This window comes from Moorena sp. SIO3I6, assembly GCF_010672095.1.
Genome location: NZ_JAAHHU010000742.1, coordinates 1 through 2,325 on the forward strand (window position 1 = coordinate 1; position 2,325 = coordinate 2,325).

2 protein-coding genes are annotated in these 2,325 nt (G+C 39.8%); one reads left to right on the forward strand and one right to left on the reverse strand.

Annotation, left to right across the window (positions count from 1 at the left end; translation table 11 throughout):
* Positions 1-187: 187 nt before the first annotated feature.
* Entirely contained in the window at positions 188-706 is a 519-nt protein-coding gene (locus tag F6K49_RS42125) for a transposase (RefSeq protein WP_293107275.1), read from the reverse strand.
* An 884-nt stretch (positions 707-1,590) separates the two neighbouring features.
* Here F6K49_RS42125 and F6K49_RS42130 point away from each other — a divergent pair.
* Positions 1,591-1,722: a hypothetical protein gene (locus F6K49_RS42130; RefSeq protein ID WP_293107280.1), complete on the forward strand. Its 132-nt coding sequence runs from the start codon at positions 1,591-1,593 to the stop codon at positions 1,720-1,722.
* Positions 1,723-2,325: the final 603 nt, after the last annotated feature.

Consider the following 2,325-nt stretch of genomic DNA (forward strand, 5'->3'; position numbering starts at 1 on the left):
AAGGGTATGAGTGGTTTCTATCCTTAGAATGCTGGCTCCCACTCACTTTAGTCAAGGGCGGCTATCTCTCTCCAGATAAGTATTTGAGCACTTTTGACTTCATTTTTTGTCAGTCAACCAGGCGGTTTGCACTTAAGTTAGTTACAATAACAACAATAAGAAAACAATTTTGTTATCTGTTCTTTAGTCAAAGAATCACATCAACTAGACCTTCTTCTAACTCATCTCTAGTCATGGGGACTAAAGAACGCAAATAGTCTTTCAAAATAAACCAAAACTTTTCTATGGGATTAAAATCGGGACAATAAGGATACAAAAAGAAAATAGTAGCTCCAACTGTAGATAATATCTCTACAATTTTTTGACTTTTCTGAGTGGGTAAATTATCCATGATCACCACAGCACCAGGCCATAATGATGGTGCTAAAACTTGTTTTATGTAAGTCAGAAAACCTTGATTATTCAGCGGTGCGACCCCGGCGAGGGAACCTCGCCTAGGGAACGCGCACCAAGAGATCGAACCATTTAACGTCATAGTCCCTAAGATTCCTTGGCCTTTCGGCCACGCTACGCGAAGGGAGGAAAGGGCACTGATTATTGTGATATTTTCCCCTCTGTAATAAGGCCGATAATCGACAACTCTAGTTCCTCTTTTAGAACGGCCATAAATGCGCTTTTTCCCTAAATTAAACCCCGTTTCATCCAAAAAAACTAAATTTTCTACTAAAAACTTAGTAATTTTTTGCCAATAAATAAATCGTAATTTAGCTACCCTTTCCGTTTTTGCTTGACTAGCATATAGCGTTTTTTTTCCGCGTTATGTTAAGTTTTTTTAGGAATCTACTCAAAGTAGTAATGTGGACAGTAATTTTTTGATCTTTTTCAAGTATTTCCACCATTTACGAGAGAATTAATGATGGATGCTCTGACAACATAGATTTGATGAATTCCGTGAATGTTTCTAATTTAGAGGCTCGGTTATTCCCTTGTTTGCCCGGTGATATATCTCCGGTTTCTTTAAATTTTTTAATAATTATAAATACAAAATTACGACTCACTTTAAACCTTTTAGCTAACCGCGTCATTGAGCCCTGGCCTTTCGGCCACGCTACGCGAACGCAGTCTAGATAAGCTGTGAAAATTTTCGTTCTTATGTCAACAGAATATGCTTTCATAGTTGGGGTTTTATCATACTAATTATAGTATACTCTATTTAAACGCAAAGCGCTATATGACAAGTCTGGGTGGGTAAGTCCTAACTGCTGGATCGGGGATCCTGATTTGTGTGTGGGGTTCATGGCTAGCAACTCCCTTGACTGACTGCCCCTCAGATCCCATTCATAAGGATTATTCATAAAGTTCATAGGAATCGACCTTTAAAAGAGCTGAATTTTTGGGATTTTAATTCTTGGTTGCTTTCCATACTATTGAATCGTAGGCGATCAAATACATGAGGTTGCCATGATCTCGACCATCTATAAATTGATGGAATGGCTTGAGGCTTCAGGGGTGAGATGAGCCCTAAAAAGCCTACTGTATAAGGCTTTGATGCCAATCAGCTATGGCTTGATACAGTCGCCAATTGACCCTATGTTCATTTTCACCGAAGCACATGACCCTTACAGCGTTTTTCATAACTATCAGGTACATAGGATTTTTTCCCTCTTACCTCTTACCTGTTCCCTCTTACCTCTTACCTGTTCCCTGTTCCCTGTTCCCTAAAACCCAGGAATTTGTACCTCACCAAATTGCAAACCGCTGTATGTGACCATGATACTGAACCCAAGGCAAGCTCTCAATTGACTTGAGGAACGCTTCACCCCTAGTTTGGGTCGAAGTATTAATGGCTCTTCCGTACTTGTTATGCTAAATAAACAGTCTGTAACAGGGAACAGGGAACAGGGAACAGGGAACAGTGGTCAGAGGCCGTCTTCAGAAAATTTTGTTAGTTGAATAGCGTAATTTTCCTTATACAGTAAGCTTTCTGAGTTTTTTAACTGGAAATTTAGCATAAGAGGTACTGAAGAACCGTATTAATCCCTGCTAGGGCTTACCAAGTTTAGTTGGTGATCAGTAATTAGTGTACGGCAATTTTCCTGGAGTCCAGTTTTGGGTGAGTCCTGTTCCCTTGATGAGACCTAGGTATGGAAATTGGTTTCAGCTCAAGTGGGGCAAGGCTTCCATAATCTTGTTCACCCAATCGTCTAGGTCAGTTTTGTGAAGTTTTGTAAAAATAATCGCTGCTCGGCATAAAACTTAAGCTGACCCCCCGATAAGTTTTTAGAAGCTAACAATCAAGGATTTTTCAGTATGCACACCAAGACC

What these genes read in the sequence shown, in the direction of transcription:
- F6K49_RS42130 (WP_293107280.1), top strand. Translation starts at nt 1,591, where the DNA reads ATGTTCATTTTCACCGAAGCACATGACCCTTACAGCGTTTTTCATAAC.